The organism is Roseomonas alba (assembly GCF_019430885.1).
Classification (GTDB): domain Bacteria; phylum Pseudomonadota; class Alphaproteobacteria; order Acetobacterales; family Acetobacteraceae; genus Neoroseomonas; species Neoroseomonas alba.
In genome coordinates this window covers 16,409-42,246 of sequence record NZ_JAHYBZ010000005.1, presented here as the reverse complement: position 1 = coordinate 42,246, position 25,838 = coordinate 16,409, and the positions used below count along the sequence as shown (strand labels likewise).

The window sequence follows — 25,838 nt, the reverse complement described above, 5'->3', positions numbered from 1 at the left end:
CCCTTCCCGCACCGATCCAGGAGACCCCGAGCATGGTGGCAACGCGACGCAGTCTGATCCGCACCGCATTGGCGGCGCCGCTGGCCGTGCCGGGCCTCGCCGCCGCGCAGGGAACCTGGCCCGACCGACCGCTGCGCCTGGTCGTGCCTTTCCCCCCGGGCGGTGCGTCGGACTTGCTCGGGCGCCTGATGGCCGAACAGCTCACCACGCGGCTCGGCCAGCCTGTCGTGGTGGAGAATCGCGGCGGCGCCGGCGGCAAGGTCGCCGCGGAATACGTCGCGAAGCAGCCGGGTGACGGCTACACGCTGATGCTCGGCACCCAGCCGACGCAGATCTTCAACAAGTATCTCTACGCCAATCCCGGCTACGACCCCGATCGCGACTTCACGCCGCTGACCACCGTCGCGGCCGTCGCCTATGTGCTGGTCGTCACGCCGCGGCTGCCGGTGCGCGACGTGAACGAGCTCATCGCTTATGCGCGCGCCAATCCGGGCAAGATCAACTACGGCTCCTCCGGCACCGGGGGCGGGATGCATCTCGCGACGCATCTCTTTGCCGAGCGCGCCGGCGGCGACATGGTGCATGTGCCCTATCGCGGCGCCGCGCCGGCCGTCACCGCCCTCGTGCAGGGGGAGGTGCAGCTCATGGTCGATCTGGTGCCGAACAGCCTGGCCCTGGTGCGCGACGGGCAACTCCGCGCGCTTGCTGTCGGCCTGCCGGAACCGACGCCGCTGCTGCCGGGCGTGCCGACCTTCCGCAGCTTCGGCATCACCGATTTCGACGTGCCGTCCTGGTTCATCATGGTCGCCGCGGGCAAGATCCCGGCGCCGATCGCCGACCGCCTGCGGGAGGCCTGCGTCGCCTCGGTGAACGACCCGGCGTTCGCGGCGCGGCTCGAAGCCGTCTCGGCCCGGCCTATGCCGATCTCGGGGCCGGAACTCGGCAGTTTCCTGGCGGACCAGAGCACGCGCTGGGAACAGATCATCCGCAGCGCGAACGTGCATCTCGACTGAAGTCCGATCAAGTCGCCGCGCGCCCGTCGGCCAAGGAGCAGGCGCGGCCCCCCGACAGGGCGCCGTCAGCGTGACGAGGAGGCGGCCGTGCCGGGGTGGGGCTCCGGTGAGAACCGGTTGTCGGCGACAGCGCCGGCTTGCGTCAGGCGAAATGTGCCGGCCCGCGCAGGCCGCAGCGTCGATGACAATTCCGTTCCGCAGGGACTACACCTGCGTGATGATCATGACCCAACAGATCCGTCCGTTCGAGGAGAGACGGGACGATGGCCGAGCGCCGCTGACCGGGAGGCTCCCGTGCTGACGACCGCTGCACTCGCGGACCTCGAGCGGCGATATGCGGAACCGCATCGGACGGTCCACACCTGGGAGCGGGTCGGCGAATTGCTCCAGATGGCTGAAGAGGTCGTGAACGGCATCGCGGGTCGATCGGCCTTCATTCTCGCCATCCTCTTCCACAAGGCGGTGCATGATCCGCGAACCGTCGATGCGCCGGCCCGCAGCGCCGCACTGATGCGTGAATTCGTCCGTGCAGACATGCCTGCCGCCGTATTGGATCGGGCCGAGGCGCTGATCCAGGCGGTCGCGTGCGGCGAGATTCCCGAGACCGACGACGCTTCCCTGCGCGGCGACACGGCCTTGCTTCTCGATTTTGATCACGCGGTCCTGGGCAGCGATGCGCGGCGCTTCGCGGCGCATGAAGCGGCCCTTCGCGAGGAATTCGTCCATCTGCCGGCGGATCGCTATCACAGCGCGCGCTGTGCGGCGCTGCGGATGCTGCTCTGGAAGGACCGTATCTACCTCACCGATCGCTTCTTTCTCGAACGCGAGAAGCGGGCCCGCCGCAACATCGAGAGCGCGATCCTGCAGGCCGAGGCCGCATAGGACGGGTGACGCCGGGCCCGCATATTGCCGCCGGCTGCGGGGGGTAATCGAGAGGTGCCCTGCCCTTTCGGCGCGAAGCGGTGGTTCACGTGCCGCCCAACGCCCCAGCGCCATTTCGAGACCTCAACGTGGAGTCGGGCATCCCAGGCAGGAAGAATGCCGGGACGCGCCTCCGCGCACCAGGCGCGCGTGGCATGTCCGTTCCGCTCTGCACCAGTAGACTGCGGTCCAGGATGCCCAGCATCCTGGCGGGGTGGCTTGGAGGGGCGGGGCCCCTCCAATCTTCCTGCCTCACTGGCCGCCCATCGGGCCCCCTGGCATCGTCCAGACTCCGCGACCTGGCCGCGTGGCGGGGATCGCGGAGGGACGCGCCGTCAATCGGCCGACGTCACTGCCGCCGCCAGCGCCGCCAGCTTCCCGGCCGGATGGCCCGGGTTGCGATACCGCAGTTCCCCATCCGGCGCCGCGTCGGGCGGGGCCATGCCGTAGAGTTCCATCCGCGAGGCGCACGCCGCCGCGACCATCCGCCGCGCGACCGACTCGGTCAGGAAGCGCCGCACCGCGCCTTCCAACTTCAATGTCTCGCGCAGGGAACGCCATTCGCCGCGGTCCAGATCGTCCAGGAAGACCGAGACGATCCCGGGCGCCCTGCCGGTGAGCCGCGCCTCGGCGGCCAGGCGCATCCGCGCGGTGACGGCGTCGGCCACGGCGTTCTCCCGCCCCGCGCGGGCGGCCATGACGAAGACCGACCCGCCATCCGGCGCCCCGGTGACGGCGAGGTGCGCCTCGGGCCCGAATTGCGCGCGCAGATGCTGCGGCAGGGCGCCGCCGGCCTGGGCGCCTGCCAGCACCAGCGGATCGAGCTTCAGCACCGCGTCGGCGCTGCTGTCCTGCCGCTTCTGCGCGGCGAGCAGCGCCATGATGCGCGATTGCAGCCCGGCCGCCTGGTCAGGGCCGGACAGGCCCTCGGGCAGCGTCACCTTCAGCAGGTAGCGCCCCGGATGCGCGGCAAGCCAGGTCTGGAGCCCGGGATGCACGCGGTCGACCAGGGCATACCAGTCGCCGCGATGCACCGGGCGGCCTTCCTCGGCCGAGACGGTCTCGCAGACGATCTCGGCCACGGTGCCGTCACGGGCGGTGATGCGCAGGTCGAAGGGGGCGTCCTCGGCCAGGCCGGCGAAGTCCACGGTAAAGCCGCGGGCGCGATACAGCGCGGCGCAGCGCAGCAGGTGCCACAGCGGCACGAGCGTGGCCTCGCCGGTCAACCCTTCCTCGAGCCGCGCGCGCAGCCGGGCGCGCGGGCCGGGGGGCAGGCTGTCGGCCAGGCGCACCGCATCCTGGGCCAAGGCGAGGATCCGGCGCTCGGCCGGCCCGATCCTGCCGCCGGCATTGGGGTCGGCGGCGCGGGCCAGGGCGAATTCCAGCGCGTGGCGCTGCTGCGCGGCGCGGCCGGACATGGGGCCGGACTGGGCCCGGCGATTCAGCGTGTCGATGCGGCTGGACCAGGCCGCATGGCCCACCAGCCGCACGAAGTCGGTACTGTCCGGATCCGGGACGGAATCTCCGAGCGGCATGGGCAGGCCTCGCATGCGTTGGTCCGCACGCGCGCGCACCGCGCGGGGCGGATAGCTACGGAATGGCCCGCCATGCGGGGCGGCCGGCCGGAGTCGGCGCGGTGCCCCGCCGTGCGGGTCAGGTCTGGTCGGTGTGGCCCGGGTCCTCCGGCAAGGCGGGAATGCCGCGATGCGGGGGCAGGACACCCCAGGGCCCGGCTGACGGACCCGGCGGGCGCCGTGTCGGCAGGCCAGGTCATTGATACCAGTCAAGGACGAGATAGACAGTCTGTGCCGCGGCGCGTCAAGCGTCCCGGGTCGCGGTGCGCGCCGGCGGTAGCCGTGCCATGCTGCGGCAGGGCGCAGGCTGGAGGCATTTCCATGCACTATTTCGGCATCTTCCGCGGCATCTGCATCAACAACCTCGACCCCCAGGCGCTGGGGCGCCTGCAGGTGGTGGTGCCGGCGATGTCGGCCGACGGGGAGGGCGCCTGGGCGCAGCCCTGTCGGGCCTTGGGCATGCCGGCCGCGGCGCCGCCCTCGGTGGGCGAATCCGTCTGGGTAATGTTCGAGGCCGGCGACCCGAGCCGCCCCGTCGTTATCGGCACACGGCCGGAATAGCACGCCACCGGGCGGCAAGGCTTTCGCAAGGCTCCCGGGCGCAGGCTGCGGCCATGCGCCGGATCCTTGCCCTGCTCGTTCTGTTGCCCCTGCCCGTCCTGGCCCAGGCACCGCCGTCCTGCACGGCCGAGATCGAGGGCCAGACCGCCTGCATGGCCGGCAAGCTGTGCGAGTGCCGGTTCGAACGCGGTGGCCAGTTGACCGGCCGGCCCGACCGTTTCGCCTGGGATTGCGGGGTGATGCGACCGATGTGCCCGCCCGACCCCACGATCACGCAGACGCCGTCGAACCCGCCGCCGGTGAATTTATGGCTGCCGCCTGGCGGGCGGCCGATGGGGCCGCGCTGAACGCAGGCGCCGTTAGAGCCTGATCGGTTCACATCCGTTCACCAATCACACTCAAACCTTTTGTTTGATCGCGTGATTCAGACCTTCGGTGCATGCGCACCTAAGGTCATCACGCTCTAACGCGTCGCGACGGTCCCGTCCGGCGCGTGCTCGAATTCCGGCACCAGCCGGCCGAGCTGCGCCAGGGCCGCGCGGGGATTGCCGCCGCGGGCGGCGCCGGCGATCTCGTCGATGGCGCGGCCGACCAGCGCCGCATCCGCGGTGCGCGGCGTCGCCACCAGCAGGCCCGGATACTCGGTCGGGCGCGGCGCTTCCTTGCCGTGGAACAGTTCCTCGAACAGCTTCTCGCCGGGCCGCAGGCCGGTGAAGCGGATCTCGACATCCTCGTCCGGGCGCAGGCCAGCCAGGCGGATCATGCGCCGGGCGAGATCGACGATCTTCACCGGCTCGCCCATGTCGAGGACGAAGATGCCGCCATCGGCGAGTTCCGGCGGCATGTTCTCGGGGTCCGTGGTGCCGACGACGCTGGCCTGGAGCACCAGCCCCACCGCCTCCCGCACCGTCATGAAGTAGCGGCGCATGTCGGGATGGGTCACGGTCAGCGGCCCGCCGCGTTCGAGCTGGCGGCGGAACAGCGGCACGACCGATCCGGTTGACCCCAGCACATTGCCGAAGCGCACGGTGATGCAGCGCATGCCCGCATGCGCGACGCGCGCTTCGCGGTCGAAGGCCTGGCAGTACATCTCGGCGAGGCGCTTCGATGCCCCCATTACCGAGGTCGGGTTCACCGCCTTGTCGGTCGAGATGAACACCATCGCCGTGGTGCCCACCGCCCGTGCCGCATCGGCGACGATGCGGGTGCCGAGCGCATTGGTGAGCAGGCCTTCGAGCGGGTCGTTCTCGACCATCGGGACGTGCTTCAGCGCGGCGGCATGAAAGACCAGCTCGGGGCGGATTTCCTCGAAGAGCCGGCGGATGCGCGGCTCGTCGCGCACATCGGCGAGCACGGCGCGGCGCGACACCTCCGGGTGCTTCTCCCGCAATTCGAGGTCAATCTCGTAGAGCACATACTCGCCGTGATCGAGCAACGTGAGCGTGGCCGGGCCCAGCGCCGCGACCTGCCGCGCCAGTTCCCCGCCGATCGTCCCGCCCGCGCCGGTGACCAGCACCCGGCGGCCCTGCACCAGCCGGGCCATGCCCTCCCGGTCGAGCGGCACCTGCGGGCGGTCGAGCAGATCCTCGATCGAGACCGGGCGAAGTTCCATCCGTCGGCCGACGGCATCCCCCGCCGGGGCGAGGGTCGTCGGCGCCGGAGCCCGGCGCACCGGGACGCCCTGACGGTCGGCGGCGTCGAGCAGCGCCTCCAGCGCCGGGCCAGGCAGGCCGGAAGCCAGCACGATCGCCCCCGGCAGCCGGCCCTCGGCACGCAGGGTGTCGAGCACGCCTTCGATCTCCTCGACCGTGCCGAGGATCGGATGGCCCTGGACGCGCCGCCCGGCCTGCCGAGCACGCAGCGAGAGGATGCCGGTGACGCGGTAATGCGCATGCCGGTCGCGCGACAGGGCCCGCAAGAACAGGTCCGTGCCCTCCGGGGAGCCGACCAGCATCACATTCTGGGCATCCGGCGAGGATTCGCCGGACCGGCGGGAGGCCTGGAGCAGGCTCGCCACCCGCGCGCCCGACAGCAGCAGGCCCAGGGCGGCGGCATGGATCAGCGGAAATGCCTCGTTGGGCGGCGACCAGGCGCCGGCGAGCCGCAGCGCAACCGAGAAGATCAGCGCCGCGCCCAACGCCGCGCCGGCCACGGCCATGAGGTCGCGCGGGCCGGCGAAGCGCCAGTATTGCTGCGCCAGGCGCAGTGGCGCGCCGGCGGCCGCGAGGGTCAGCGCCGCGCCGGGCAGCGCCCAGCCCCACCAGCCCGCCGGCGGCCAGGCGCCGGGCGCGGCCGCCCAGATCGCCGCCGGTAGCGCAGCCAGCGCCAGCAGGCTGTCGAGGGCGAGGTTCAGCAGGATGCGAAGCGAGGGGCCGCGGGCCATGCCGCGCTATAGGGCGGGCGCGGTCGGACGGCCAGCCTTCAGGCGAAGCAGCATCCGGAACGGATGGAAAATGTTACGCTCCTATGCAATCTGTGATGGAAGACGCATCCTTTATCAGCCGCCTCTGATGCCATGCCGGGCTTGCGATCCTGCAGTGCGGCTGTCGGACGCAGCGATGGCAGAGGTACGACCGTGGCAATCCCTGGCAGCACCACCGGCGACGACACGCTGTTTAACGACACCGGCCATGCCGACACGCTCAATGGCCTCGATGGCAATGACGTGCTGGTGGCGGGCAATTCTGGCGACCTGATCCTGGGCGGGCCGGGCAACGATTTCGGTATCGGCGGCACCGGCAGGGATTCCATGAATGGCGGCGCGGGCGCGGATACGCTCACGGGAGGGGCAGGCAATGATTCCCTCCTGGGCGCGGATGGCGACGACATCCTGCAGGGCGATGCCGGTGCCGACTCCCTCTGGGGTGGCACCGGGGCCGACCTGCTCATCGGCGGTGAGGGAAACGACCTGCTCAACGCGGGCGCGGACACCGCGGCCGACGTGATCGACGCGGGCGCCGGCGACGATCTCGCCTATGGCAGCGCCGGAGCCAACCTCGTCCTGCTCGGCAACGGGCGCGACCTGGCCCAGGCCGGCTGGGGGGACGACACGGTGTTGGGCGGGATCGACGCCGACACCCTTCTGGGCCAGGCCGGCAACGACCTATTGCTGGGTGAGGACGGCACCGACAGCATCCTCGGCGGCACGGATAACGACACGATCGACGGCGGGGCCGGGGCGGACATCCTGCAGGGCAATGCCGGCAACGATGTGCTGATCGGCGGCGATGGCGGCGACGCGATCGATGGCGGGCCGGGCGACGACCTCCTGTTCGGCGGGGCGGGGCCCGACGCCTTCTATCTCACGCCCGAGGCCGGGCATTTCGACATCATCCTCGACTTCAGCGGCGACGTGTCGGGTGATGGCGACGACCTTGTCGTGAGTTCGGCCGCGATCCGGGATGCGCTGATCGTCTCCGCGACGGGCGATGCGACACAGACTCTGATGTCGGCGAACGACATTGCCGTATTGCTGATCGGCGTCGATGTCGCGACGGTTTCCGCCGAGTGGTTCCTGATCGGCTGACGCCGCCCTGGAGCGCCGCGCCGGTCCGGAGCGCATTTTCAGGCACGCCGGGCCGGTGCCGTTCGGTCGAAAGATGCTCTAGACTGGCGCGGTGACCGATACCCCTTCCTTCTGGCGCACCAAGCCGCTCGACGCCATGTCGAGGGCGGAATGGGAGAGCCTGTGCGACGGCTGCGGCCGCTGCTGCCTGCACAAACTGCGCGACGAGGATACCGACCGCCTCGCCTTCACGAACGTCGGCTGCCGGCTGCTGGATGGTCAGTCCTGCCAGTGCAAGGACTATGAGAACCGCAAGAAGCGCGTGCCGGACTGCGTAAAGCTGACACCGAAGCGCGTGGCCGCGATCGATTGGCTGCCGCCGACCTGCGCCTATCGCCTCTTGGCCGAGGGCCGCGACCTGCCCTGGTGGCATCCCCTGGTTTCCGGCAGCCCGGAAACCGTGCATGAAGCGGGCGTCTCGGTCCGGGGCCGCACGGTCCCGGAACGCGAGGCAGGCGATTTCGAGGACCATGTCGTCGCCTGGCCGGGCCGTTGGCCTGCCGGGGCGAAGAGCCGGAGGAGACCGGGATGAAGGACGCGATCTATGGCGGCGTGAACGCCGCGGTGCTGACGGCGATGGGCCCGGACCTGACGCCCGACCTCGACCGCATGGCGGCGCACGCGAAGTGGCTGCTCGCGAATGGCTGCAACGGGCTCGGCGTGCTCGGCACGACCGGCGAGGCCAATTCCTTCGGCCTGCATGAGCGCAAGTCGATCCTCGAGGGCCTGATCGCCCGCGGCATCCCGGCGGCGAAGATGATGCCCGGCACCGGCTGTGCCTCGCTGACCGACTCCGTGGAACTGACGAAGCATGCGCGCGACGCCGGCTGCCCTGGCGTGCTGATGCTGCCGCCCTTCTACTACAAGGGGCCGAACGATGACGGGCTGTTCGCCTATTTCAGCGAAGTCGTGCAGCGCGTCGGCGGCGGGGTGAAGATCTATCTATACCACTTTCCGCAGCAATCGGCGGTGCCCTTCTCGCTGGATCTTCTGGGCCGGCTGATCAAGGCCTTCCCGGGAACCATCAAGGGCGTGAAGGATTCTTCCGGCGACTACGCGAACATGCTCGCCATGGTGAAGGCCTTCGCCGCGGATGGCTTCGAGGTCTATTCGGGCAGCGACGAATTCCTCCAGCAGATCCTCGCCGAGGGCGGCGCGGGCTGCATCACCGCCGCGTCGAATGCGAACTCCCATTGGGGTGGCATCGTCTATGCGAAGCGCACGGGCCCCGAGGCGGATGCCGCGCAGGCGACGCTGACCGCGACGCGCCGGGCCGCGACCTCCGTTCCGCTGATCCCCGGCCTGCGCGAGATCATCGCGCGCAGCACCGGCGATGCCGGCTGGCGCGTGATCCGTCCGCCGCACCTGCCGCTGACGCAGGAACAGGCGGACAAGGTGTGGGCGGCGTGGGACGCAGCGGGCGCTATTCCGCTGCCCGGTCTCTCCCAGGCGAAGGCGGCCGAGTGATGAACGAACCGCTTCGCTGCCGCGCCCCCGCCATCGCCACCGTGCAGGTGGATGACGACAATGTCCGCGTGACGCGGTGGGACTTCCCGCCCGGGTCCGAGACCGGGTGGCATCGCCATGGCATGGCCTATGTCGTCGTGCCGGTCACAGACGGGTCGATGCTGATTGAACTGCCGGAAGGCAAGACCATGCGGGCGGAAATCAAGGACGGCGTGGCCTATGCTCGCCTCGCCGGGATCGAGCACAACGTGGTCAATGACGGCGAGACGCCCTTCGCCTTTGTCGAGACCGAGATCAAGCATCTGATCGGGTGAGGGCGATTGGAGAGGGGCGCCGCCCCTCTCCGAACCTCACCCCGCCAGGCCGCAGTGCGGCCTGGACCGCCGGCACCTGGCGCGGGACATGACGGGCGCACCGGTATGATGCGGGCACGCATGCCCGATCAGGGATCCGGGCGCCGGGCACAGCGCATTCTTGCGTCGTTGCAGAGCGTCTTTCCGCGCAGCGCCAGGTGATGGTTTCCAAAGGCCTCGGGCCTTTGGTGGGGAGAGGCCCAAAGCCCTTTCCGGTTCCTACCGCCCCTACAGCCGCGCGCGCCCCGGCACCGTCACCAGCGCCAGTCCCGCCAGCACCATCATCGCCGCCGGGATGGTCAGCGCGCCCGGTCTCTCGCCGAACAGCAGCCAGCCCCAGGCCATGCCGGTCAGGGTGATGACGTAGCCGCTCTGCGACGTGACCACGCCGCCCAGTGTGGACAGGCAGCGGAACCACAGCAGGAAGGCGCCGGCCATGACCAGGATCTGCAACAGCGATACGGGCAGCCCTTCCGCTGGCGGCAACCGGAATTGCCCGAGCAGCATCGCGAAGATCGCGACCTGCAAGCCTGCCGTCGCCAGCGTGCCGGTGGCGAGTGCCGGCGCCGGCGTGCCCGGTGGCGCCAGCCGCGCCGCGAACAGGTTCGCGATCGCGTAGCAGACCGGCGTCAGCGCCGCGAGCAGCGCCCAGCCCAGCACGGACCGATCCGGCAATGCGGCGCCCGGGCTCATCGCCAGCAGCACGCCCGCGAGTCCGATCGCCGTGCCCAGGAGGCGTCGTGGCGTTGCGCGCTCGGCACCGATCAGCGCGGCGACCATCACGGTGATCATGGGCGACAGCGGCACCAGCATGGCGAAGAAGCCGGCTGGGATGTGCTGCAGGCTTGTGAAGCCGACGAGGTTCGCGAGCGCCATGCCGAACAGCCCCGACACCGCATAGTAGCGCAGATGCCGTCCATCCAGCGGCACGCGCAGCCCGCGCAGGCGGCACAGCGCGACCAGGATCACGGAGCTACCGAGGGCGCCGAACACCGCGATCATCAGCGGTGGCCAGCCGATGCTGCCCAGGTGCTTCACGAACACCGGCGTCACACCCCACAACGAGCCGAGCAGGACAAGCGGCGGCAGCATGCGCAAGGCGTCGGTCATGCATGCACTCGGCGATGTGCGAAGAAGCCTGTCAAGCAGTTGAACCCGGGCACGTCACTGCGCCATGTTCGGCAGTATGATTTCCCCCGATTCGGAAACCGTCGTGCTGCGTCCGAGCATCCTCGGTACGCCGGTGGATTGCCCGGTGCGCTGGTGCCGGTCCACCCGCGCGCGCCGCGTCAGCATTCGCATCGACCCGCGCGCCGGCGAGGTGGTGGTGACGCTGCCGATGCGCGAACCGCGCCGCGCGGGCATGGCCCTGCTGACGACGCATGCCGCCTGGGTGATGCAACGCCTGGCCGCGCTCGCGCCGCCCGTCGAGTTCATTCCCGGCGCCGAGGTGATGCTCGGCGGTACGCCGCATGTCATCCGCCACGACACCTCTGCGCGCGGTGGCGCTTTCATGGACGGCGCGTCGATCGTCGTCTCCGGCCAGCCGGAATTCCTCGCCCGCCGCGTGAAGGACTTCATGCGCGCCGAGGCGAAGCGGCGCATCATCGTGCTCGCCGAAGGCCATGCCGCGACGCTCGGCGTCAAGATCCGCGCCTTCCGGATGAAGGACACCCGCAGCCGTTGGGGATCCTGCGCGCCGGACGGGACGCTCGCCTTTTCCTGGCGCCTGGTGATGACGCCGGACTGGGTGCTCGACTACGTCGTGGCGCATGAGGTCGCGCATCTGCGCGAGCTGAACCACTCGCCACGCTTCTGGGCGCATGTGGAAAGCCTGACGCCGAACCGCGAAGCCGCACAGGACTGGCTGCGGGACAACGGCCCGGCGCTTCTGCGCGTGGGGTGATCGCGGGCGGGTCCCCCCCGCACCGTTGGCGGATTCAGCGCCGCCGCCCGCCCCCGCGCCGAATGCGTGGTTGTCGTCCAACGTACCGAATGGCGAGGTCCGCTCGGGGGGCGGTTGAGGGGCTAGCCCCTCCAACCGCGGCCCAACCCCGGCTATACCCATCGCAACCAAGCGGCGGAGGATGCCATGAAAGCCATCGGTTTTACGAAGTGCCTTCCGGTGGACGACGCAGAGGCCTTGCTCGACCTCGACATTCCCGCGCCGCTCGCCCCCGAGGGGCACGACATGCTCGTCGAGATCCATGCCGTCTCGGTGAATCCCGTCGATACCAAGCGACGGCGCAGCGAGGAGCCGAAAGACGGCCCGCGCATCCTCGGCTTCGATGCGGCGGGGGTGGTGCGTGCGGTGGGTCCGCTATGCACCCTGTTCCAGGCCGGCGACGAGATCTTCTACGCCGGCGTCGTGACCCGCCCCGGCAGCAATGCCGAGTTCCAGCTCGTTGACGAACGCATTGTCGGGCGCAAGCCGCACAGCCTGTCTTTCGCCGAGGCCGCGGCCATGCCGCTCACTGCCATCACCGCGTGGGAGGGGCTGCATGACCGGCTCGGTCTGCGCGAAGGCGATGGGGAGGGCCAGGCGCTGCTCGTGGTGGGTGGTGCCGGCGGCGTCGGGTCCATGGTCATCCAGATCGCGCGGCAGCGCACCGCGCTGACGGTGATCGCCACCGCCTCCCGCCCCGAAACCGCGGCCTGGTGCCGCGATCTGGGCGCGCACCACATCGTCGACCATCGGGAGGATATTCCCGCTCAGCTCAAGGCCCTCGGCGTGAAGCCGCGCTATGTCTTCTCCACCAACACGACGGCGCGGAACTGGGACCAGATCGTTGCCTCGGTGGCGCCGCAGGGCGCGGTGGTGCTGATCGAAAGCCAGGCGCCGATCGACGCGCGGCAGCTCATGCCGAAATCGGTCTCCCTGCATTGGGAGCTGATGTTCACCCGCCCGATGTTCGGCACGCCCGACATGATCGAACAGCACCACCTGCTGGATGCGGTGGCCGATCTGGTGGACCATGGCCGGCTGCGCAGCACCATGACGCGCAACCTCGGCCCCATGACCGCGGCGCGCCTGCGTCAGGCGCACGCGCTGGTCGAGAGCGGGACGATGATCGGCAAGGTGGTGCTGGAAGGCATCGCCTGATGGACGTCGGCGGCGGAAGCCCCTATCCAGGCCCCCCTTCACAAGCACCGCAGGCAGCCGAGCCATGACCACCCAAGGCCCCGTCCATCTGCGCTGGCGCGCCGCCGGCGCCGCGCCCGAGATCGAGACCTTTGCCGATCTCGATGCCGCCCTCGATGCGGTCGAGGAACGCTGGGAGGAATTGCAGCATCAGGCGCCGCAGATCCTCGATGCGCGCAAGATCCTGCTGATCAGCACCGAGCAGCTGAAGGCGGCGATGGTTGAAGGCGAGGACGAAGACGCCGCCGACTGAAGGCCGGTCCCGGAAGTCGCCGGACGGCAATTTCTGAAGTGCGGCACCAGTCCTATCGGGCCGGCGTCATCGCCACCCAGGCCGCCAGTGCTGCGACCACCGCCGCAGCCCCGGCGAAGACAGCGCCATATCCCGCCGCGTGCAGCACGGCGCCGAAGGCCAGCGCACCCACGCTCTGGCCGAGGAACAGTGCCATGGCGAAGGCCGACACTGCGGTCGCGCGGGCCTCGGGCAGGGCCTCGGTGGCGCGGGCCTGTAGAACGCCATGGAACATGTAGAAGGCCATGCCCATCGGAAGCTGGAGCACCGCGACCAGCCACCAGCCCGGCGCCACGGCGATGCCAGCCAGTGCGATCGCCAGCGTCGCACCGCCAACCGCGATCAGGCCCGTCTCGCCCAGCAGCCCGACCATGCGCCTGGCGAGCCGCGTGTAGAGGAAGGAGCCGAGGCCGAAGACCGCGACGACGAGGCCGGCCTCGCCGGCGTTGAGGCCGAAGATTTCGATCAGATAGGCGCCGGTGAAGGGGAAGGCGCCGCCGAACAGCGCCAGACCATCCACCGCCGCCGCGGCCATCAGCCGCCGTCCCGCCGGCGCGCCTAGCAGCCGCGCATATTGGCCGAGGCCAAGGCCGCGCGCCTCGCTCCGTTCCGGCGGCATGCGCAGCGTCCGGCGCAGCAGCAGCGCGCCCACCACCAGCGCCAGCGCGGCGAGCATCAGGAAGGAGGCGCGCCAGCCAGCGAACTCCGCGACCATGCCCGAGATCGGCCCGATCAGGAGCTGCGCCATGACCATGCCGGTCAGGAAACGCCCGATCGTCGCCTGTCGTTCCTCGTAAGGCACGGCGTCGCCGATCCAGGCGATGGCGAGCGGGATCACCGCGCCGGCGACGAGCCCCGTCGCCGTGCGCAGCACGACCATCGAGGACAGGTCCCACGCAAAGGCCGATACCGCGAGGCCGAGCCCGTAGAGCACCAGCGCGAAGGAGGCGACGTGCACCTTGCCGTAGCGGTCGCCGAGCGGCCCGGTGACGAGCTGCCCCGCGCCATAGGCCAGGGTGAAGCCGGCCACCACCGGCGCCAGCGCGGCGACGCCGACGCCGAGGTCGGCGGCGAGCAGCGGCAGCAGCGGGTCGAGCAGCCGCATGCCGCCGCCGGCGGCGAAGCCCGCGAGGGCGAGGAGGGGGAGGAGGGTGAGGTCAGCGCGCACGTCACCGCATGCAGCGTTGTGCGCCGCCGCACGTCAAGCCATGGCGGGACAGGCTACGCGCCTCACGCTACCCTGCCCTGAAACGCGAGCGGAGGTCCCGATGCCCGACACGGTCGATGGAAGCGAGGATCCGCTCGCCCTGGTGCTGGCCGCGACCGAGGCCGCGCGCCCGAGCATGACGCTCGCCGGCGGGTCCGATGAGCGCGCCTTCGCCAAGGTCGAGGCGATGATCGCGCTGATGACCGCGGCGATCCGCAACCACCCGCGCTTCGTCGCGCTCGAGGCGTCCTGGCGCGCGCTGCATCGCCTGGTCGAGGCGCAAACCGAAGCGCCGGTGGTCGTGAAGCTGATGCCGCTGACGCCGCGCGAACTGGTGCGCGATGTGCGCAGCGTGCAGGACCCGGCGGACAGCGAGATCGCCGCGCTGCTGTGGGATGAAGGGCTCGGCGCCGAGGAGCCCTTCGGCCTGCTGCTGATGGACCAGGCGTTCGGCGCGGGGCCGGACGACATCCTGGCGCTGCGCGGCCTCGCCGCTGCCGGCGCGGGTGCTTTCGTCCCGGTGGTGGCGCATGCCGCGCCCGATCTGCTGGACCTGCCGGACTGGCCCGCGCTGCCGGGCAAGCGCGACCTCGCCCGCGTCCATGAGGGCCCGCGCCACATCGCCTGGCGCGGCCTGCGAGACAGCGAGGAGGCGCGCTTCCTCGCTTTGGCGGGGCCGCGCGTGCTGGCCGCGACCGGCGAGGGCGCACCGCGCTGGGTCGGCGGCGGCTGGGTCATGGCCGCACGCATCGCCGCCGCCTTCCGCCGTGACGGCTGGGCCGCCGCGATCGAGGGCCGCGAGGACGGCACCGAGACCGGCCTGCACGTGCTCGGCGGCGGCGCGACGGAATGCGATCCGGCCGCGGGGCAGGAGGTGACGCTCGCCACGCTCGGCCTGACGCTGCTGATCCCGCGCGGGGCGGATGGCGCGGCGATGGTGCTCGCGCCGACGCTGCACAAGCCGCCACGCTTCCACGCGCCGACGGCGACGAACGACGCGGCGCTGGCCGCGCGCCTGCCCTGGGTGCTGGGGATGGGCCGGTACCTGCACGCCCTGTCCCTGCGCGCCGCACGGGAGCTGCATCGCGGCCACGGCGCGGTGCCGGCTGCGCGGGCGCTGAATGCCTGGCTCCAGGGGTTCTGCGGAGAGGACGGACCATTGGCCGAAGCCACGGCCGAGTTGCCCGAAGCAAAGGGACATCCGGGGGTGCATCTGCTTTCGGCCCGGCTGCGGCCGCGCCTGCCGCAGGGGACGCCCGGGGCGGCGCATCGGGTGACGCTGAACCTGCCGTGACAGGCCGAGCGGAGGGCAGCGCCCTTACCCGAACCGTCAGCCGCCCCGCAGGATCGCCGCTTCCAGCGCGCGCACCTTGTCATTGTAGGCGCTGTGGATCTGCGCCCCGTTGTAGTCGAGGTTCACGCTGCTGACGTAGCGGATGGAGAAGGTCCGCACGTCGAAGGCGATGTCCACGGTCATCTGATGACTGCGCCAGGCATTCGTGCCGCGCAGCAGGCCGTAGCGCACGGGCACGATGGTCCAGCCGCCCTGGGCGGCGGCGGCGCGGCGGATCAGCGCTTCGCGATCCGCCATGTCGCCGCGGCCGGGGAACTGGCCGCCGGTGCTCTCATAGACCGGTGCCTCCCGGCAGGCACCGAGGCCGACGCTGGCCCCCGTCGCGATCAGCACCGGCAGCACGCTACGACGCAGAAGCATCCCGACCCTCCTTCTTTCCCCGAGGCGGGGCGAGGCTGCGCATCAGCCCCACCGGGTCCATCCCGCGGGAGAGCAGCTTCCCGGCCACCATGATGACGATCCGCGCGATATCCGCAACGGGTCTGAAATGACTCGGTCGGCGCAAGGCAGCGCCATAGAGGGCGGGGATATCGGCCGCGACGGTGGTGATGCCCCGCCGCGCGGCATCGATCAGGATCTCGCTTTCGAAGGAGAAGCGGCGCGCGCGGCCCTCATAGCGATCGAGATCCGTCAGCGCCGCGGCGGGATAGATGCGGAAGCCGGACTGGCTGTCGGCGATCGGGTGCCGCGCGGCCCAGGAGACCCAGAAATCCGCCACCCGGTTCGCCCGCCGCCGCGCCGCCGGCTGGCCGGAGGCACCACGGCGGGACCCGATGACGATCAGATCCGGGGCCATCAGCGCGGCAAGGCGCGGCAGATCTTCCGGACGGTGCTGCCCATCGCCGTCCAGCGTCGCGACAAAGCCAGCCCCGCGCGCCAGCGCCGCGCGCATGCCCCGGCGCAGCGCGGCACCCTTGCCCTGGTTGGCGGCACCATCCAGCACCTCGGCGCCGGCGGCCCGGGCCAGCTCCGCCGTGCTGTCCGTCGAACCGTCATCCACCACCAGAATCGGTGTTCCGGGCATGGCGGCCTGCAGGCGCGTGACGACCTCGGCGATCGTCGCTGACTCCTGATAGGCGGGAATCACGGCAATCAGGGGAGCAGTTGCGTCCGTCACGGGAAACCGGCTGGAATTGGGCTATCTATCTACCTTCGAAACGCCGCGGAACCCAGGCCCATGCCGCTCGATACCTCGACTACCCTGCAGGGGGAGACCGCCTGCGACGTGCTGATCATCGGCGGCGGCCCGGCTGGGGCCACCGCGGCGACCCTGCTGGCCGAGAAGGGCCGGCAGGTGGTCATGCTCGAGAAGGACAGCCATCCGCGCTTCCACATCGGCGAGAGCCTGCTGCCGCTGAACCTGCGCATCTTCGAGCGGTTGGGCGTGGCGGAGCAGATGGCGGCGATCGGGGTTCACAAGCCGGGGGCACGCTTCGTCTCGGACGAGCACGGGGCGCATACCGCCTTCTCCTTCGCGGCGGGGCTGAACCAGGACTACACCTATGCCTACCAGGTCCGGCGCAGCGACTTCGATACGGTGCTGTTCCGCCGCGCACAGGCGGCCGGCGCCGATGCGCGCGAAGGGATGCGCGTGCTGGACGTGACGCTCGATGCGCGCGGCGGTCATCGCGTGGCGGCGCGCGATGCGGAGGGGGCGATGCATGCCTTCCGGCCGCGCTTCGTCATCGACGCGTCGGGGCGCGACACGGTGCTCGCGACCGCCATGGGCAGCAAGGCGCGCAACCCGCACAACACCACGGCCGCGCTCTATGGCCATTTCCGCGGCGTCGCGCCGTTCGGTGAGGCCGAGGACGGCAATATCACCATCCATCTGTTCGACCATGGATGGTTCTGGATGATCCCGCTGCCGGACGGGGTGATGAGCATCGGCGTCGTCTCCAACCCCGACTTTTTCAAGCGCCGGCAGGGCAGCCCGCGGGACTTCTTCCTCGAGACACTGCGCGCCGTGCCCTCCGTCGCGCGGCGCATCGGTGGTGCCGAGCTGATCGGGGAGGTCACCACCACGGGCAATTACTCCTACGCGTCGAAGGTCATGCAGGGGGATGGCTGGCTGATGGCAGGCGATTCCTACGCCTTCATCGACCCGGTCTTCTCCTCGGGTGTGCTGCTCGCCATGGCGAGTGCGGAGATGGGGGCCGAGGTGGCGGATACCTGGCTCGACGACCCGGCCCGGGCCACGCCGATGGCCCGTGCCTTTGAACGCAAGGTGAAGCGGGCCATCGGGTCGCTGTCCTGGCTGATCTACCGCATCAACAAGCCAGTCCTGCGGGACATGTTCATGAACCCGTCCAATCGATTTCGCATGCGGGAAGGGCTGGTCAGCCTGCTGGCGGGCGACGTTCATGCGAATGCCAACCGGCAATTGCCAGTGCTGGCCTTCAAGGCCGCGTATCTGTGGCTGTCCCTGGCGCATCGCTTTGGCTACCGGCTGCGGCCGGAGGGCCTGGTGAAGAGGCGCGAAGGCGCCGCGATGGGCTGAGCCGTCCGTCCGGACAGCCTCGCCCTGGCCCGCATCCCAACCCGGCCACCCAATTCTGCGCACTGTCGTTGGGTGGCCGGGTTGGGATGCGGGCCGGTGCGGGACTTGGAAGCGCGCCGAGAGACGCTGTTCCAAACAGCCTCTGACGGCCGGCTTGCCGGCGCATCCCCATCCGCCCAGGATGCTCCGCGATCCTCAAGCCCTGATCGGAGAGCAAGCCTGATGGCCGTGATCGAACGCATCGCCGAATTCCATGACGAGATGACGGAATGGCGCCGCGACTTCCACGCCCATCCCGAGATCGGATTCGAGGAGGTGCGCACCAGCGGCATCGTCGCCGAGAAGCTGCGGTCCTGGGGCATCGAGGTCGAACAGGGCCTGGGCAAGACCGGCGTCGTCGGCGTCATCCGCGGGCGGCCCGGCAACCGGAGCATCGGTCTGCGCGCCGACATGGACGCGCTGCCGATGCCGGAGCTGAACGACTTCCCCCATCGCAGCACCTATGAGAACCGCATGCATGCCTGCGGGCATGACGGGCACACCACCATGCTGCTGGGCGCCGCGAAGTATCTCGCCGAGACGCGGAACTTCTCCGGCACCGTCCACCTGATCTTCCAGCCGGCGGAGGAAGGCCTGACTGGCGCGGCCGAAATGCTGCGCGACGGGCTGTTCGAGAAATACCCCTGCGAGAAGGTCTTCGGCATCCACAACGCGCCCGACCTGCCGCTGGGCACGGCGGCGATCCGGCCCGGCACCGTGCTCGCGGCGGTGGACTACTTCACCATCACCCTGAAGGGCCGCAGCAGCCATGCGGCGTCGCCGCATCTCGGCATCGACCCTTTGCCCTGTGCGGTGCAGCTCTACATCGCGCTGCAGAACCTAGTGAGCCGGCGGATGAATCCGCACGATACCGTCGTGCTGTCCATCGGCATGTTCAATGCGGGGACCTCGCAGATCGTGCTGCCCGAGACGGTGGAGATGCGCGGCACCATCCGCACCCTGCTGCCCTCCGTGCGCAAGCAGATGGACGAGCTGTTCCACCAGACCGTGCAGGGCATCGCCGCGGCGCATGGTGTCGAGGTGTCGCTGGACTACAAGCGGTCCTATCCGCCGACCATCAACACCGCCGAGGAGGCCTCGGCCTTCGAGGCCGCGGCGCGCGATGTGGTCGGCGAGGAGCTGATCAGGACCGACCTGCCCTCCCGCACCGCCGGGGAGGATTTCGCCTACTACCTGGAGAAAGCGCCCGGGGCTTTCATGCTGCTGGGCCAGGTGGCGCCGGAGCATGGAAACGTGCCGGTGCACAACGGCCGCTACGACTTCAACGACGCGCTGCTGCCAATCGGGGCGAGCTGCTTCGCGCGGCTCGTGGAACAGCAACTCGGTGAGGGGTGAGATCCGCTCCTGTCCCACACAGCGATTGGGGCGCGCTCTGCCCTTCCCAGGCCCCTCCCGCGAAAGGTCGAAGGGGGCTTTGGAAACCTGAACCTGGCGCCGAGTATCACGGTCGTCCCGAACCGGGAGTGCCGGCTCTCGTGCCCAACGCCCGCATGGCTTCCCCGCCTTCGAACAGGGTGGGCGCTCGGCGTTTGCCGCTGACAGCCTTGCCCAACACCAAGTCGAGCTTTCCAAAGGCCTTTCGGCCTTTGGTGGGGTGAGGTCCGGAGGGGGGCAAAGCCCCTCGCCGGTTCCGCCACGACCGGATGGCCGCGCCCTACGAGATCCGCGCCAGCCAGGCCCGCCGGCGCAATGCCTGGGACAGCAGGCGCCCGGTCACGTACCAATGCACGCGGAAGCCCTCCCCGAGCAGCCGCAGCGGTTCGATCCGCGGCCGGTCCTCGGCCGCCACCGGCATTGGCGACAGGCCGAGCCCTTCAGCCATCAGCACCGCGCGATGCAGGTGGAAGCGGCTGGTTACCAGGGCCTCCACGCCATTGATGCCGTGCAGGCTGCGGTGGTTGTGCAGGTTCTCCAGGGTATGGCGTGATTCGGTCTCCAGCGTGATGCGGGCCGGGTCCAGGCCGTGCGCGACGAGCCAGTCGCGGCCAGCCTCGGCTTCGGAGATCCGCTCGGTCGCGCCGCGTCCGCCCAGCAGCACCAGCCGGGACGCCGGATGCCGGCGGGCCAGGGCCAGTCCGCGCGACAGGCGCTGCACGAAATCGGCGGATGGTGCGCCGGCCTCCAACCGATGCCCCAGCACCAGGATACGCTCGGGCGGGCGGGGCGGTTCCAGCGGTGTCCCCCAAGCCCGGCGCACCACGGCAAAGGTCGCAAGCGCCGGCGCAATCCCGGCCGTCAGCATCGCCGCCACAAGGGATGCGGCCAGCGTGATCGCGCCGTCGCGGCCGATGATGGGCTCGTCCCGCACGCTCACGCCGACAGCCAGAGCCGCGCGGCCTCCTCGGCCCCGGAGGGCAGGGGGACGCGCGGTTCCTTCGCCCAGCTCGTGATGTCGAGCGCCACGGTCTCCCCCTGCATGTCCCGCAGCAGCATGTGATAGCCCTGCGGATAGTAGCCGACGCGCTGGCGCCCCGGATCGGGCAGGGCGGCAAGCAATGCCCGCGTCGGTTCCGGTGGTACCAGCCGGTCCCGACCGCCATAGAGCAGCAGCGCCGGGGCCTGGAAATGCGGTGCGGCGGCGACGGCGGCGTCCATCAGGTCCACCAGCCCCGCCAGGGCATCGACGCGGGTGTGGCGGATCAGCAGCGGGTCGCGCGACCAGCGCTGCCAGGCGGCGATGTTGTCGGTCGGCTGGAAGCCCGGCGCCGAATTCTGGAAGCCCATCATCGGCACCAGCGTGACCATGACGTCGAGCAGCCCGCGGGCGAACCAGCCGATGCTGGCCCGCGACACCACCGCCGGCGCGAGTAGCGCATAGCCATCCACCGGCGGCGGATTCGCCGAGGCCCCGGCCACCAGCAGCACCGCGCCGCCCATGCTCTCGCCCATCATGATGACCGGCACGCCCGGGTGGCGGGCGCGGATCAGCCGCGCGGCCTGGGTGGCGTCGGCGGCCATGGTCTCGTGCCCGGCCCAGATGCCGCGATGGGCCGTACCGCCGAAGCCGCGCTGGTCATAGGCGTAGAGGCCGACACCCCCCTGCGTGAACCAGCCCGCGGCGTCCTCGGCAAAGGCGCGGGCATGCTCGTTCATGCCGTGCAGGCCGATCACGATGGCCCGCGGCGGGCTGGGCGGCAGCCAGGCATAGACCGGCAGTCGCGCGCCGTCGGACATGACCAGCGCCTCGGGGGTGAGCATGGGCACCGCGACGGCAGGACCCATGGGGATGCGCGCCGGGGCGCAGGCGGATAGCGCCAGGGCCGGCAGCAGCGCCCGTCGTGTCACGCCCCGGCTGATGTCACGCGAAACCGCCAGTGTGGGATTCTCCGCTCTGCTTCGGCACCGTGGGCGGGCAGTGTAGCGCGAGATCGCCGGGGGGTCAGGTTCAGGCCGAGGGTGCGGGAGGTTTCGAACGACCTCGCGCACCGCCTGCGCCTCACGCCGGTAGCGGATACCGGTCCAGATAGGCCTGGTATTCCGGCTCCACCCGGATATCGAGCGACGCCAGGACGCGCACCACCGCGCAGTAGAAGGCGATCACCAGGACCAGGTCGACCATGCGCTCATGGTCGAAATGCGCCGCCAGCGCGTCATAGGTCGCCGCGCTGACGCCCGGCCCGGCATAGGCCTCCCGCGCCGCGCGCAACACCAATTTCGCGAGCGGATCGAGCAGGGTTTCCTGCCCCGCGCTTTCGGCGATCAGCGCGCCGATGTCGTCGTCGGTGACGCCGAAATCGTAGCCGATCTTCACATGGTGCGACCATTCATAGGCCGAGCGTGCAAGCCATCCGACCTGGAGGATCGCGAGCTCACGCAACCGCGGATCGAGGCGCGACCCATAGCGGATGAACTGCCCGAGGCCCGAGAAGGCCCGTGCCGCATTCGGGCTGTTGGTCAGCGCGCGATGCAGCGCGATGTTGCGCTTGAGGAGGTCGCGATCCGCCTCCGCCAACTGATCGACGGTCATATCCGGCACGCGGGCCATGCTGCTTCCTTCCGGGAGTTTCCACCGGAAGGCTACACGCGCCGCGCGCCGTGCGAAGCCCCGCCGCGCGGCAGCGAGATGCGTTGCAGCGCCGCGCGGTCAGGCACGTCCACGCGCCGTCCCTGCAAGCGCAGCAGCCCCGCGGCTTCCAGGCCATGCAAAGCGCGGGACAGGCTTTCCGGCGTCATGCCGAGCCGCGCCGCGATCGCCCCGCGCGGTTCCGGCATGTCCACCGCGCCGCGCTGGGCGGGCAGGCGGTGCAGCAGGAAGCGCGCCGCGCGTTGCGTCGCATCGCGGGTCTTGAGGTCCACCACCTGGTCGACCAGCAGCCGCCATTGCTGCGCCATCTGTTCCATCACGGCGCGCATCAGCCCCGCGTCGACGGCGACAGCCTCGCGCAGCACCTCGGCCGGCAGGGTCAGCAACCGGCACGGCGCCAGGGCCATGACGGAGATGGGATGCGGCACCTGCAGCATCACGGCGGGGATCGAGAAGGCCTCGCCAGGGCCGAGGATCTCGACCAGCGTGGCCGCGCCGCCCTCCTCGGCGGTGCTGAGCCCGACCGAGCCCTGCAGCAGGATGAAGAGGCGATCCGCCTCACTGTTCTGGGCGACGACCGTCGCGCCGCGCGGCAGCACGAGTGTCCCCGCACGGGCCAGCAGCGCCGCGCGGGTCTCGGGGTTCGCTGCGCTCAGCAGCGGGCCGTTCAGCTTGTCGCCGGGGACGGGACGCATGGCCGGGATATCGGAGGTTTCCGCATACCGTCATGATCGCAGCCGGCGCGCCGTAAGGGGTTGATTCAGATCAATGGCCTTTCCGGCGCGCAACGAATGGCAAGGTCACGCCTTCACGGCGTAGCCTTCTTCCTCCACCGCCATGGTCACGACATGGCGCGGCAGGATGGTTTCGGTCTTCACCGTCCCGTCCGCGAGGTCCACCACGACCTTCGCATTGGGGTCCTTCGACTGGATGGCCGCGGTCACGGCCTTCACGCAATGGCCGCAGCTCATGCCTTCGACCGTGAGGGTGATAGTGGGCGTCTGGGACGTCGTCATGGTCCTATTCCTTCCGTGCCAGGTCTTCGAGGATGGGGCAGTCGGGGCGGTCGTCGCCGTGGCAGTGGGCGGCGAGGTGGCGCAGGCTCGCGGCCATGCTGCGCAGCGAATCCGCCTTGGTCTCCAGCGCATCGACATGCGACAGCGCCAGGCGCTTCACCTCGGCGCTGGCGCGGCCGCGGTCGCGCCACAGGGCGAGCAGCTTGCGCACGTCTTCCAACGGAAAGCCGAGGTCGCGCGCATGGCGGATGAAGCGCAGCACCGCGACGTCGCGATCGTCATAGACGCGATAGCCATTGGCGCTGCGGGCGGCGGCGAGCAGGCCGATCGCCTCATAGTGCCGGATCATCTTCGCCGTGACGCCTGACCGCGCCGATGCCTCGCCGATGTTCACGCCACCTCCTGCCGCGGATGCCAGCGCGCCAGCAGCAGCGCCGCGGTCAGCACGCTGACCGAGGAGGCCGCCATGGCCGCCCCCGCCACCACGGGAGAGAGCATGCCGAGGGCTGCCAGCGGAAGCCCGATCACATTGTAGCCGAAGGCCCAGATCAGGTTGTGGCGGATCCGAGCCCGCGTGCGCCGCGCAATGTCGAGCGCGGCGGGCACGAGGGCCGGGTCGCCGCGCAGCAGGGTGATGCCGGCGGCCTCGATGGCAACATCGGTGCCGGTGCCCATGGCGATGCCGAGATCGGCCTGGGCCAGCGCCGGCGCGTCGTTCACGCCGTCGCCGACCATAGCGACGCTGATGCCCTGCTGCTGCCATTGCGCGACGCGCTCGGACTTGCCTTCGGGCAGGATGCCGGCGGCGACCTCGTCGATGCCGAGCCGCGCGGCGACGGCCTGCGCGGCCTCGGGGATGTCACCGCTGAGCATGGCGCTGCGCAGGCCCATGGCGCGCAGGCCCGCGATGGCGGCGATGGCACCGGGCTTCTCGGCATCCTCGAAGGCGAGAAGCGCCAGGGCGCGGTCGCCGTCGATCAGCCAGGCGAGGCTGCGGCCCTGCGCCGCCTCGGCGGTCGCGGCTTCGGCCAGCGCGCCGGGGTCGGCGCCCCGTTCGGCGAGCAGCCGGGGGCTGCCCTGGGCAACCTGTCGTCCGCCCACCATGCCCTCGACGCCACGGCCCGGCAGGGCGCGGAACTCGGTGGCGGGCGTCGCGGGGCCATGCGCCGCCAGCACGGCGCGGGCGAGAGGATGCTCGCTGCCGGCCTGCAACGCGGCGGCCAGGGCGAGGGCCTCGGCCTCGGAGATACCCGTCGCGGCATGGGTCGCGGCAAGGCGAGGCTTGCCTTCGGTGAGCGTGCCGGTCTTGTCGAAGGCGACCAGCGTCACGTCCCGCGCGCGCTCGATGGCCGCGACGTCGCGCAGCAGGATACCGGCGCGCGCCGCCGCCCCCGTCCCCGCCATGATCGCGGCCGGCGTGGCGAGGCCCAACGCGCAAGGGCAGGCGATGACCAGCACCGAGACGGCGGTGATCACGGCCGTCTCGACCGTCGCGCCGGCCAGCAGCCAGCCGATCAGGGTCACCACCGCGATGCCCATCACGACCGGGACGAAGATCGCGCTGACGCGGTCCACCAGCTTTTGCACCGGGGCGCGCGAAGCCTGGGCCGCCGCGACCAGCGCCGCGACGCGGGCCAGTACCGTCTCCCCGCCCACCGCCGTCACCGCGATCACCAGCCGCCCATCCAGGGCGACGGTGCCGGTGGCGACGGTCGCGCCGGGATCCTTCTCGACCGCGCGGCTTTCGCCGGTCAGGGCGCTTTCGTCGACGCCGGAGCGGCCTTCCTCGACGGTGCCATCGGCGGGGATGCGCTCCCCAGGGCGCACGACCACGCGGTCGCCCACGGCCAGCGCGGCGGTGGGCACCTCGACCTCGGCGCCGTCCTCGATGCGCCGGGCCGTGCGGGGGGCGAGGCCGAGCAGCGCGCGGATCGCCGCACCGGTCGCGCGCTTGGCCCGCGCCTCCAGCCATTTGCCGAGCAGGATGAACAGGATGACGACGGCGGCAGCCTCGAAATACAGGCCGTGTGCATGGCCTGCGCCGTGGCGCAGCAGCAGGTAGGTGGACAGCGCCCAGGCCGCGCCGGTGCCCAGCGCGACGAGCTGGTCCATGTTGCCCGCGCCTTCCCGCGCCGCCGACCAGCCAGCCCACCAGAACCGCGCGCCGAGACCGAAGGCGACCGGGGTGGCCAGTGCCAGCTGCCACCAGGCCCCCGGCATCCAGTCCTGGCCGAAGACCAGGCCGAGCATGCCGGCCAGGAAGGGCGCGCAGAGGACCGCGGCGATGATCAGGTCGCGCCTCTCCCGGTCCGCGCCGGGATCGGCCGATTCGGTCGCTTCGGTGTGCAGCAGCCTGTAGCCGGCCTTCGCGACGGCTGCGGCGAGCGCGACTTCCTCGGTCCCTGCCACGGCGCGCAGATGGGCGCGTTCCGTCGCGAGGTTCACCGAGACCTCCAGCACGCCCGGCACGCGTGACAGGGCGCGTTCCACCCGCTTGACGCAGGAGGCACAAGTCATGCCGCCGATGCCAAGGTCGAACACCACCTCCGGCACGTGATAGCCCGCCTTCGCCACGGCGGCCGCGAGATCGGTCGGCGCGGCGTCGCCCATCACCTCGGCTTGGCCGGTCGCGGGGTTCACCTCCGCCGCCGTCACGCCGGGCAGGGCCAGCAGGGCGCGCCGGACCCGGCCGGCGCAAGCGGCACACGTCATGCCCTCGACCGGAAGGAAGGAGCGGGTCTGTGTCAGGGGTGCTTCGGGCATCGGAACCTCTCGGCACCACAGATGAG

At 70.8% G+C, this 25,838-nt stretch carries 27 protein-coding genes; 14 read left to right on the top strand and 13 right to left on the bottom strand.

Features of this window, described 5'->3' with window-relative positions:
* Nucleotides 1-32 precede the first annotated feature (32 nt).
* Both KPL78_RS14830 and KPL78_RS14825 read left to right on the top strand, forming a co-directional pair.
* On the top strand, nt 33-1,013 hold the full coding sequence (locus KPL78_RS14830; protein WP_219763762.1) for a Bug family tripartite tricarboxylate transporter substrate binding protein: 981 nt from the start codon (nt 33-35) through the stop codon (nt 1,011-1,013).
* 153 nt (nt 1,014-1,166) lie between these two features.
* Nucleotides 1,167-1,895, top strand: a complete 729-nt coding sequence (locus tag KPL78_RS14825) for an HD domain-containing protein (protein WP_219763761.1) — start codon at nt 1,167-1,169, stop codon at nt 1,893-1,895.
* 374 nt (nt 1,896-2,269) lie between these two features.
* Here the strand turns inward: KPL78_RS14825 and KPL78_RS14820 are convergent, their stop codons facing one another.
* Nucleotides 2,270-3,484 carry a hypothetical protein gene (locus KPL78_RS14820; protein WP_219763760.1) on the bottom strand — a complete coding sequence of 405 codons (1,215 nt, stop codon included), beginning with the start codon at nt 3,482-3,484 and terminating at the stop codon, nt 2,270-2,272.
* A gap of 345 nt (nt 3,485-3,829) precedes the next feature.
* On the opposite strand from KPL78_RS14820, the gene KPL78_RS14815 reads away from it, so the two are divergent.
* Nucleotides 3,830-4,069 (top strand): phage baseplate assembly protein V, encoded by a 240-nt coding sequence (locus tag KPL78_RS14815; protein ID WP_219763759.1) that lies wholly within the window; start codon nt 3,830-3,832, stop codon nt 4,067-4,069.
* Nucleotides 4,070-4,122: 53 nt separating this feature from the next.
* Nucleotides 4,123-4,416, top strand: coding sequence for a hypothetical protein (locus tag KPL78_RS14810; protein ID WP_219763758.1), 294 nt, complete (start codon nt 4,123-4,125; stop codon nt 4,414-4,416).
* A 116-nt stretch (nt 4,417-4,532) separates the two neighbouring features.
* On the opposite strand, the gene KPL78_RS14805 is transcribed toward KPL78_RS14810, so the two are convergent.
* Nucleotides 4,533-6,452 carry a polysaccharide biosynthesis protein gene (locus KPL78_RS14805; protein WP_219763757.1) on the bottom strand — a complete coding sequence of 640 codons (1,920 nt, stop codon included), beginning with the start codon at nt 6,450-6,452 and terminating at the stop codon, nt 4,533-4,535.
* A gap of 192 nt (nt 6,453-6,644) precedes the next feature.
* On the opposite strand from KPL78_RS14805, the gene KPL78_RS14800 reads away from it, so the two are divergent.
* From KPL78_RS14800 to KPL78_RS14785, 4 genes are all read left to right on the top strand, one after another.
* Entirely contained in the window at nt 6,645-7,595 is a 951-nt protein-coding gene (locus KPL78_RS14800; protein WP_219763756.1) for a calcium-binding protein, read from the top strand.
* A gap of 91 nt (nt 7,596-7,686) precedes the next feature.
* Nucleotides 7,687-8,166, top strand: coding sequence for a YcgN family cysteine cluster protein (locus KPL78_RS14795; RefSeq protein WP_219763755.1), 480 nt, complete (start codon nt 7,687-7,689; stop codon nt 8,164-8,166).
* Complete coding sequence (locus KPL78_RS14790) at nt 8,163-9,101, top strand: dihydrodipicolinate synthase family protein (protein WP_219763754.1); 939 nt, start codon at nt 8,163-8,165, stop codon at nt 9,099-9,101. The genes KPL78_RS14795 and KPL78_RS14790 overlap by 4 nt, the downstream gene beginning before the upstream one ends.
* Nucleotides 9,101-9,415, top strand: a complete 315-nt coding sequence (locus KPL78_RS14785) for a cupin domain-containing protein (RefSeq protein WP_219763753.1) — start codon at nt 9,101-9,103, stop codon at nt 9,413-9,415. The genes KPL78_RS14790 and KPL78_RS14785 overlap by 1 nt, the downstream gene beginning before the upstream one ends.
* Before the next feature lie 267 nt (nt 9,416-9,682).
* On the opposite strand, the gene KPL78_RS14780 is transcribed toward KPL78_RS14785, so the two are convergent.
* Nucleotides 9,683-10,564 carry a DMT family transporter gene (locus KPL78_RS14780; protein WP_219763752.1) on the bottom strand — a complete coding sequence of 294 codons (882 nt, stop codon included), beginning with the start codon at nt 10,562-10,564 and terminating at the stop codon, nt 9,683-9,685.
* Nucleotides 10,565-10,667: 103 nt separating this feature from the next.
* On the opposite strand from KPL78_RS14780, the gene KPL78_RS14775 reads away from it, so the two are divergent.
* The 3 genes from KPL78_RS14775 (at nt 10,668) to KPL78_RS14765 (ending at nt 12,849) form a co-directional block, all read left to right on the top strand.
* A complete protein-coding gene (locus KPL78_RS14775) occupies nt 10,668-11,360 on the top strand; it encodes a M48 family metallopeptidase (RefSeq protein ID WP_369412758.1) in 693 nt (230 codons plus the stop codon).
* A 186-nt stretch (nt 11,361-11,546) separates the two neighbouring features.
* Nucleotides 11,547-12,557 carry a zinc-binding alcohol dehydrogenase family protein gene (locus tag KPL78_RS14770; protein ID WP_219763750.1) on the top strand — a complete coding sequence of 337 codons (1,011 nt, stop codon included), beginning with the start codon at nt 11,547-11,549 and terminating at the stop codon, nt 12,555-12,557.
* A gap of 64 nt (nt 12,558-12,621) precedes the next feature.
* Nucleotides 12,622-12,849 carry a hypothetical protein gene (locus tag KPL78_RS14765; RefSeq protein WP_219763749.1) on the top strand — a complete coding sequence of 76 codons (228 nt, stop codon included), beginning with the start codon at nt 12,622-12,624 and terminating at the stop codon, nt 12,847-12,849.
* A 52-nt stretch (nt 12,850-12,901) separates the two neighbouring features.
* On the opposite strand, the gene KPL78_RS14760 is transcribed toward KPL78_RS14765, so the two are convergent.
* Entirely contained in the window at nt 12,902-14,056 is a 1,155-nt protein-coding gene (locus tag KPL78_RS14760) for an MFS transporter (RefSeq protein ID WP_219763748.1), read from the bottom strand.
* Between the two features lie 100 nt (nt 14,057-14,156).
* Between KPL78_RS14760 and KPL78_RS14755 the strand changes: the two genes are divergently transcribed.
* Entirely contained in the window at nt 14,157-15,389 is a 1,233-nt protein-coding gene (locus KPL78_RS14755; RefSeq protein WP_219763747.1) for a type VI secretion system contractile sheath domain-containing protein, read from the top strand.
* Between the two features lie 36 nt (nt 15,390-15,425).
* On the opposite strand, the gene KPL78_RS14750 is transcribed toward KPL78_RS14755, so the two are convergent.
* The gene (locus tag KPL78_RS14750) at nt 15,426-15,809 is read right to left on the bottom strand and encodes a hypothetical protein (protein ID WP_219763746.1); all 384 of its coding nucleotides are present in this window, start codon (nt 15,807-15,809) and stop codon (nt 15,426-15,428) included.
* Nucleotides 15,793-16,566: a glycosyltransferase family 2 protein gene (locus KPL78_RS14745; protein WP_219763745.1), complete on the bottom strand. Its 774-nt coding sequence runs from the start codon at nt 16,564-16,566 to the stop codon at nt 15,793-15,795. The genes KPL78_RS14750 and KPL78_RS14745 overlap by 17 nt, the downstream gene beginning before the upstream one ends.
* Before the next feature lie 60 nt (nt 16,567-16,626).
* On the opposite strand from KPL78_RS14745, the gene KPL78_RS14740 reads away from it, so the two are divergent.
* Complete coding sequence (locus KPL78_RS14740) at nt 16,627-17,949, top strand: NAD(P)/FAD-dependent oxidoreductase (RefSeq protein WP_219763744.1); 1,323 nt, start codon at nt 16,627-16,629, stop codon at nt 17,947-17,949.
* A gap of 222 nt (nt 17,950-18,171) precedes the next feature.
* Entirely contained in the window at nt 18,172-19,344 is a 1,173-nt protein-coding gene (locus KPL78_RS14735) for a M20 aminoacylase family protein (RefSeq protein WP_219763743.1), read from the top strand.
* Nucleotides 19,345-19,663: 319 nt separating this feature from the next.
* On the opposite strand, the gene KPL78_RS14730 is transcribed toward KPL78_RS14735, so the two are convergent.
* The 7 genes from KPL78_RS14730 to KPL78_RS14700 all read right to left on the bottom strand — a co-directional run bounded on the left by KPL78_RS14730 (nt 19,664) and on the right by KPL78_RS14700 (nt 25,812).
* Complete coding sequence (locus KPL78_RS14730; RefSeq protein WP_219763742.1) at nt 19,664-20,323, bottom strand: YdcF family protein; 660 nt, start codon at nt 20,321-20,323, stop codon at nt 19,664-19,666.
* Nucleotides 20,320-21,294, bottom strand: a complete 975-nt coding sequence (locus KPL78_RS14725; RefSeq protein WP_219763741.1) for an alpha/beta hydrolase — start codon at nt 21,292-21,294, stop codon at nt 20,320-20,322. Before KPL78_RS14725 ends, KPL78_RS14730 begins: the two co-directional genes overlap by 4 nt.
* A 151-nt stretch (nt 21,295-21,445) precedes the next feature.
* Nucleotides 21,446-21,994: a carboxymuconolactone decarboxylase family protein gene (locus tag KPL78_RS14720; RefSeq protein WP_219763740.1), complete on the bottom strand. Its 549-nt coding sequence runs from the start codon at nt 21,992-21,994 to the stop codon at nt 21,446-21,448.
* Between the two features lie 32 nt (nt 21,995-22,026).
* The gene (locus KPL78_RS14715) at nt 22,027-22,728 is read right to left on the bottom strand and encodes a Crp/Fnr family transcriptional regulator (protein ID WP_219763739.1); all 702 of its coding nucleotides are present in this window, start codon (nt 22,726-22,728) and stop codon (nt 22,027-22,029) included.
* Between the two features lie 105 nt (nt 22,729-22,833).
* Nucleotides 22,834-23,049 carry a cation transporter gene (locus tag KPL78_RS14710; protein ID WP_219763738.1) on the bottom strand — a complete coding sequence of 72 codons (216 nt, stop codon included), beginning with the start codon at nt 23,047-23,049 and terminating at the stop codon, nt 22,834-22,836.
* Between the two features lie 4 nt (nt 23,050-23,053).
* Nucleotides 23,054-23,443: a Cu(I)-responsive transcriptional regulator gene (gene cueR, locus KPL78_RS14705; RefSeq protein ID WP_219763737.1), complete on the bottom strand. Its 390-nt coding sequence runs from the start codon at nt 23,441-23,443 to the stop codon at nt 23,054-23,056.
* A complete protein-coding gene (locus KPL78_RS14700) occupies nt 23,440-25,812 on the bottom strand; it encodes a heavy metal translocating P-type ATPase (protein ID WP_219763736.1) in 2,373 nt (790 codons plus the stop codon). The genes cueR and KPL78_RS14700 overlap by 4 nt, the downstream gene beginning before the upstream one ends.
* Nucleotides 25,813-25,838 lie beyond the last annotated feature (26 nt).